This is a genomic window from uncultured Megasphaera sp., from assembly GCF_958350005.1.
In the GTDB taxonomy this organism is placed as follows: Bacteria; Bacillota; Negativicutes; order Veillonellales; family Megasphaeraceae; genus Megasphaera.
Genome location: NZ_CATWFF010000109.1, coordinates 1 through 7,030, shown reverse-complemented (window position 1 = coordinate 7,030; position 7,030 = coordinate 1). Strand labels below are relative to the sequence as shown.

Annotated in this window: 6 protein-coding genes; all 6 read left to right on the top strand. The window is 48.2% G+C overall.

Annotated features, from left to right (window positions below; genetic code table 11):
• A partial coding sequence (locus tag Q3886_RS07185) for a hypothetical protein (protein ID WP_301860610.1) occupies positions 1–1,168 on the top strand: 1,168 nt, incomplete at its 5' end.
• A 9-nt stretch (positions 1,169–1,177) separates the two neighbouring features.
• Positions 1,178–3,277, top strand: coding sequence for a polyphosphate kinase 1 (gene ppk1, locus Q3886_RS07180; RefSeq protein WP_301860608.1), 2,100 nt, complete (start codon positions 1,178–1,180; stop codon positions 3,275–3,277).
• Between the two features lie 259 nt (positions 3,278–3,536).
• Entirely contained in the window at positions 3,537–4,514 is a 978-nt protein-coding gene (locus Q3886_RS07175) for a G5 domain-containing protein (RefSeq protein ID WP_301860606.1), read from the top strand.
• Positions 4,515–4,714: 200 nt separating this feature from the next.
• Positions 4,715–5,452 (top strand): 30S ribosomal protein S2, encoded by a 738-nt coding sequence (gene rpsB / locus Q3886_RS07170; protein ID WP_301860604.1) that lies wholly within the window; start codon positions 4,715–4,717, stop codon positions 5,450–5,452.
• A gap of 108 nt (positions 5,453–5,560) precedes the next feature.
• Positions 5,561–6,208, top strand: a complete 648-nt coding sequence (gene tsf / locus Q3886_RS07165) for a translation elongation factor Ts (RefSeq protein WP_301860603.1) — start codon at positions 5,561–5,563, stop codon at positions 6,206–6,208.
• A 72-nt stretch (positions 6,209–6,280) separates the two neighbouring features.
• Positions 6,281–7,006 (top strand): UMP kinase, encoded by a 726-nt coding sequence (gene pyrH, locus Q3886_RS07160; RefSeq protein ID WP_301860600.1) that lies wholly within the window; start codon positions 6,281–6,283, stop codon positions 7,004–7,006.
• Positions 7,007–7,030: the final 24 nt, after the last annotated feature.

Below are 7,030 nucleotides of genomic sequence, written 5' to 3'. Positions count from 1 at the left end.
ATATTATTATGTATTAAAGGGAAAATTCAATTTTGCCAATCATCCCGTACTGCTCGTCGATATTACGTCAGGCGGCGTGGGCCTGACCTGCTGGAAAGAAGATCAGCTGATCTTTCAGCGCAATGTTCACTTAGGTTCGCTGCGAATTCTGGAAAACTTTAAGAAAAAGCAGCGCGAAGAACTGACCTTCCCGACGGCAGTTCAGGAATATATTCACGGGTCCCTGTCGCCGTTGTGGACCAGTATTCGCCAGGAAAATATCAAGTATATCGTCCTGTCCGGCCGGGCAGCATCGCTGATCAGCTCTTTGATGCATAAAGAAGAAGTGGATGGGATCCGTCTGATTCGGGCCGATGAATTAAAGGAATTTATCCATTCCTTCCATGGCGTTACGCCCTTTAAACTCATGCAGCGGTATAAGTTGTCGGAAAATCTGGCCAATATTATCATGCCGACGCTGCTGCTGTACTACGAACTGCTGCGCAGCATGGATGTCAGCCTTCTCGTCGTCATGCGAACGACCTTTACAGAAGGGTACTCCATGTATTATGTAGCCGAACAGACAGAAAACGGCTATTTGACGCATCAGCGGGGGCTGCTGCTGGATCTGACGCGGAGACTGGCAGAAAAATACGGCTATGATCCCCAACATGCATCAAAGGTGGAAGAATTCAGCAGTGAATTGTTTACCATCTTGTATCGGGAAATCGGTCTGCCTTACCGTACGGGCTACCTGCTTCATCTGGCGTCGATTCTGCATGAAACGGGCAAGTTTATCAACATTCGCAAACATAATACGTGTACGTATCACTTGATTATGGAAACGGATTTATTCGGCATTACAGATGAAGAAAAAGAGATTTTGGCCAATATTGCCTATTATGCCAACAGCGGCATCTGGCAGGAATCACAGGATAACTACAACCGCCTGTCGGCAGAGCAGAAAATCATTACGGCCAAGTTAGTTGCCATCTTCCGGCTGGCCGATTCGCTGGATAAAAGCCATTTGGGGAAAATTTCCCGCATTGAGCCGGAATTTGACGGCAATGAGCTCATTGTTCACTACCATGCGGCCCTGGATATTTCTCTGGAACGGTGGACATTTATGAAGACAGCCGTTAATTTTGCTGAAGTATTTGGCATTACGCCGAAATTGATTAAAGGATAGGTGAGTAGTGTGAATTTTACAGACTCTGAGAATTATTTAAATCGCGAATGTACGTGGATTAAATTTAATGAACGGGTTCTGCGGGAAGCCCTTGTCCCGTCTAATCCGCTGCTGGAACAGCTGAATTTTATTGCCATTGCCGCGTCGAATCTGGATGAATTTTTCATGATTCGCGTTGCCGGCGTCAAGCACCTGATTGAAAGCGGTGTCAAACATATTGATATTGCCGGCATGACGCCGCAGGAACAGTTTGAAGCCATTCAGCAGATGGTTCATGCCCAGGTAGCCCAGCAGTACGAGTATTATCGGACCATTCAGGACAAGCTGCAGGGCGAAGGGCTGCACTTCATTCCCGTCAGCGACTTGAATGAAGATCAGCGCCAGTGGCTGGAAAGCTACTTTGAACGGGAAATTTATCCTGTCGTTACGCCTATGGCTGTCGATTCCAGCCATCCGTTCCCCTTTTTGTCCAGCCTTCATCTGAATCTGGCTGTACTGCTGCGCAAAAAGCAGGGCGATACTTCAGTTAAAACGGCTATTTTGCCTGTGCCGTCACCGGTTATTTCCCGCATTATTGAAGTGCCGAATACGGGAAGCGATAAAAAATTCATCTTCCTGGAAGATGTGCTCGGTGCCTTTGCAGACCGCTTTTTCCTGGGCTGCGATATTCTGGAAACGGTTCCGTTCCGCATTACCCGCGATGCCGATCTGGACATTGATGATGATGCAGAAGACTTGCTCGTCGAAGTGGAAAAGTCCCTGAAAAAACGGCGTAAAGGCGCAGCTGTCCGCCTGGAACTGGGCGAATCGTCGAGCCGGATGATCCGGGAATTTCTGCGGACCGAACTGCAGCTGGAAGAAAAAGACATCTATATGATTCCCGGTCCTCTGGACTGCAAGGTATTCTTCACCTTCACGGGCATTGACGGCTATGATCACCTCCGCTATGCGCCGGCATTCCCGCAGCCGTCGTCTGAACTGGCTGCCATTGACGCGCCGGATTTCTGGTCGGCTATTGCCAAGCGGGACGTCATGGTTCATCATCCCTATGAAACCTTTGCCACAGTAGAACACTTTATCAAGCTCGCTGCTACCGATCCCAACGTACTGGCTATCAAGCAGACCCTATACCGCGTCAGCAGCAAGTCGCCTATTATTGCAGCTCTGGCAGAAGCAGCTGAAAACGGCAAGCAGGTCACGGTTCTTATGGAAGTTAAGGCTCGTTTTGATGAAGAAAACAATATCTTCATGGCCCGCAAGCTGGAACAGGCTGGCTGCCACGTTATTTACGGCATTATGGGCCTGAAGACCCATTCCAAGATTACCCTGGTTGTCCGCCGGGAAGAAGAAGGCATTCGCCGCTACGTCCATGTGGCTACAGGGAACTACAACGGCAAAACGGCACGCATTTATACGGACGTCGGCATTTTGACGGCCAATACGCTCATTGGCGTCGATGCATCGGCGTTCTTCAACCTCCTGTCGGGCTATTCCGATCCCCCGCAGTGGAACAAGCTGGCCGTAGCGCCCCTGAACCTGCGCGAAAAGATTTATGAAAAAATCGAAGGCGAAACGAAGCAGGCTAAAGAAGGGAAGAAGGCCGTTATCGTAGCCAAGATGAACTCTCTTCTGGATAAGGATGTCATTGCCAAGCTGTACGAAGCATCGGCAGCAGGCGTGCAGATTCATCTGATCGTCCGCGGTATCTGCGTTCTGCGGCCAGGCCTGCCGGGCATCAGTGAAAACATCAAAGTCCACAGTGTTGTCGGCCGGTTCCTGGAACACAGCCGCCTGTTCTACTTCTATAACGGCGGCAGGGAAGACGTCTATATTTCGTCGGCTGACTGGATGCCCCGGAATCTGAATGAACGGGTAGAACTGATGATTCCTGTCGAATTCCAGCCCCACAAAGAACGAATTAAAGGCATTCTGAACCTGTATTTCAACGATAATGTCAAGGCTTATGAAATGAATTCGGACGGTACGTACCGGTATATTGCCGATACCCGTACAGATGAACCGATTAATGCCCAGGAAATGCTGCAGCGTGAAGCGGAAGAAAAAAATCCGCTGAAAAAACATAAAGAACGTACCCGTCAGGTATTCTAAGGGCCCGAAAAAACGTCTCTTTTCCGTGTGAAAGAGACGTTTTTTTTCATGAAATTTTCGTTTAGCCTGCGAAAGAATGAGATGAATTATTAAAATGTTGGAAATCAGGCACAGCGGCGGGAATGATTCCCTTGCCAGGATACATGAGGTATTCGCCGCAAGACGGCAAACTATCTATATAAACCTCTGTTTGTCAACCAGGTAAAATTGACAGCCCTGTCCAGCTTTGGTAGAATTGAGCCAAGTTGGGAGGGATTTGATGAATAAACGATATCAAGGGCCCATTACTCGAATGTACCTTACGCTCATCGCTTTACTGATCATGGTTTCCCTGACTGGATTTATCGATAAAGGCAAGTCGGTTACATTCCAGGCAGATGGCGTGACCCGTTCCGTATATACCCACGCCATTAACGAAGAAGCACTGATGCGTGAGCATAATATTGCCATTGGCCCGCATGATGAAATTGATATGACGACGCCTGAGCTGACAGAAGGGTCGCACGTGACGGTCCGGCGAGCTGTGCCGGTCGTACTGGAACACAAGAATCAAAAACAAACTGTTCAGTCTGCCAAGCAGACCGTTCAGGATGTGGCCAGCCAGTATGGCTACGATCCGGCTGCATATCGCCCATACGGCGACGGAACGGCGGCTGTTACGCCGGGCATGACGATTCGCATCGGCACGTTGTCCCGGAAAGAAATTACAGAAGATGAAGTCGTTCCCTTTGCCATTGAAAGTATTCCTGATGAAACGCTCGGCAAGGGAGAAGAAAAAGTACTGCAGGCCGGCCAGAACGGCCGCAAGCGGGTAAAGACCAATATTGTCAGCCTCGACGGCCAGGTAGTCGGCCGGGAGCATGTCTCGACGACGCTGATTACGGAAATGAAGCCTCTGATCCGGCACGTAGGCACGAAGGAAACTGTAGAAATTAATACGGGCACGGTCTCGAAGTTTAAAGAAGTCTTTACCATGGAAGCAACGGCCTATTTGCCGACTGACGGCAATGGAGAAGGCATTACGAAAATGGGGACCTGGGCGCGCCATGGCGTCGTCGCTGTCGATCCCAATGTCATTCCCCTGGGAACGCGCGTGTTTATTCCCGGCTATGGCGTAGCTACGGCGGAAGATACGGGCGGAGACATTCTGGGCAACCGCATTGACCTGTGCATGGAAGAATATGAGGCCTGCATGGCCTTTGGCCGCCGCATGGTTCCGGTGTACATTCTGGAATAAACGCAGACAGGCAGAAAAAATATTTACCCGCCATATGGCAGAAATGGCTTGTATGAATGCAGTCCATATGCTATAATAAGCAAGGTTATGTACCAATATTATTACACTACACACGTTTGGTGAGACCGTAACTGTGCCGGAGTATTCCGGTGATTGCGGCCAATGACCGGACGGAGGTAAAAACAGGAGGAATTACAATTATGGCAGTAGTATCAATGAAACAGTTGTTGGAAGCAGGCGTTCATTTTGGTCATCAGACCCGTCGCTGGAACCCGAAAATGGCTCGGTTTATCTTTACCGAACGCAATGGCATTTACATTATTGACCTGCAGAAAACGGTAAAGAAAATGGACGAAGCGTATAACTTCGTACGCGACCTGGCTGCAGAAGGCGGCAAAGTACTGTTTGTCGGCACGAAGAAACAGGCTCAGGAAACGATCAAAACCGAAGCTGAACGGTGCAACCAGTTCTTCGTTAACGAACGGTGGCTCGGCGGTATGCTCACCAACTTCCAGACCATTGAAAAACGGGTAAAACGCCTGAAAGAACTGGAAAAACAGGCTGAAGACGGTACGTTTGACGTATTGCCGAAAAAAGAAGTTACCCTGTTGAAACATGAAATGGAAAAACTGCAGAAGTACCTCGGCGGTATTAAAGAAATGAAAAAACTGCCGGATGCTCTGTTTATCATTGATCCGAAAAAAGAAGAAATTGCTGTTTCTGAAGCACGGAAACTGAACATTCCCATTATCGCAACCGTTGATACGAACTGCGATCCCGATCTCATCGATTATCCGATTCCGGCAAATGACGACGCTATTCGTGCCGTAAAACTGCTGACCGGTAAAATCGCTGACGCTGTTCTGGAAGGCAATCAGGGCGAACAGACTGAAGAAGGCGCTGCTGCTGAAGAAGAACAGGTTGCTGAAGAAGCATAAGAACGATAGTTCTTTGAGAATTAAATGGCCTGGTATAGTAAAGGTAAGGAGTGATTCATTCCTTACCTTTATTCAAACCGTATATTATGTTTAGGAGGAATATTGCAAATGGCTATTACAGCAAGCATGGTAAAAGATTTACGGACAAAAACTGGCGCAGGTATGATGGACTGCAAGAAAGCACTGGCCGCTACAAACGGCGATATGGAAAAAGCGATTGATTTCCTTCGCGAAAAAGGCCTGGCTGCAGCTGCTAAAAAAGCAGACCGTATTGCAGCAGAAGGACTTGTATATTCCTATATCCACGGCAATGGCCGTATTGGTGTTCTCGTTGAAGTAAACTGCGAAACAGACTTTGTTGCCCAGACAGACAACTTCAAAAACCTCTGCAAAGATATTGCTATGCAGATCGCTGCTGCAAAGCCGGCATATTTGAAACGGGAAGAAGTTCCGGAAGACGTATTGGAACATGAAAAAGAAGTTCTTCGTCAGCAGGCTCTGAACGAAGGCAAGCCGGAAAAGATCGTTGAAAAAATGATCGTTGGCCGTATTGAAAAATTCTATAAAGAAAACTGCCTCCTCGACCAGGAATTCATTAAAGATCCGGATAAGACCATTAAACAGGTAATTACGGAACATATCGCCAAGATCGGTGAAAAAATTGACGTTCGCCGGTATACTCGCTATGAACTGGGCGAAGGCATGGAAAAACGCAACGATGATTTCGTTTCTGAAGTAATGGCACAAGCTAAATAAGATTTGATAAGAGAACACCATTTTCGTGTTCTCTTATTTTCTAATAGTTGTCATGCAGGCAGGAGGATATTGATGGGAACGAAGACATATAAACGTATCGTATTGAAGTTAAGCGGTGAAGCCATGGCCGGGGATAAGGGCTATGGCATTGATCCGGGTACAGTGGAAAAGATTGCCAAACAGATCGTAGAAGTGAACAAAGCCGGTATTGAAGTGGCTATTGTTGTCGGCGGCGGCAACATCTGGCGCGGCCTGTCAGGCAGTGCCAAAGGAATGGACCGAGTTTCTGCCGACTACATGGGCATGCTGGCTACGGTCATGAATTCCCTGGCGTTGCAGGATGCCATGGAAAATAACGGCGTAGCAACGCGCGTACAGACGGCTATCAACATGCAGCAGGTAGCAGAACCGTATATTCGCCGCCGGGCTATTCGCCATATGGAAAAAGGCCGGGTCGTTATTTTCGGTGCCGGAACGGGCAATCCTTACTTTTCTACAGATACGACGGCAGCACTGCGGGCAGCGGAAATAGAAGCCGATGCGATTTTGATGGCGAAAAACGGCGTAGACGGCGTATATGACAGCGATCCCAAAATCAATCCACAGGCCAAAATGTTCCGTCACCTGTCCTACATGGATGTCATCAACAAAGAACTGAAGGTCATGGATGCAACGGCAACGACGCTGTGCATGAACAATAATATTCCCATTGTCGTATTCAATATTGATGTACCTGGGAATATTGTCGCTGCTGCCAGCGGAAAAGATTTAGGTACCGTAGTCGACAAAGAAGGCTAAACGCGGTATGATATACATATACTA

Bases quoted from the DNA above. Each gene is read 5' to 3' on its own strand.
- Q3886_RS07175 (WP_301860606.1), top strand. From the start codon at position 3,537: ATGAATAAACGATATCAAGGGCCCATTACTCGAATGTACCTTACGCTC.
- rpsB (WP_301860604.1), top strand. From the start codon at position 4,715: ATGGCAGTAGTATCAATGAAACAGTTGTTGGAAGCAGGCGTTCATTTT.
- tsf (WP_301860603.1), top strand. From the start codon at position 5,561: ATGGCTATTACAGCAAGCATGGTAAAAGATTTACGGACAAAAACTGGC.
- pyrH (WP_301860600.1), top strand. From the start codon at position 6,281: ATGGGAACGAAGACATATAAACGTATCGTATTGAAGTTAAGCGGTGAA.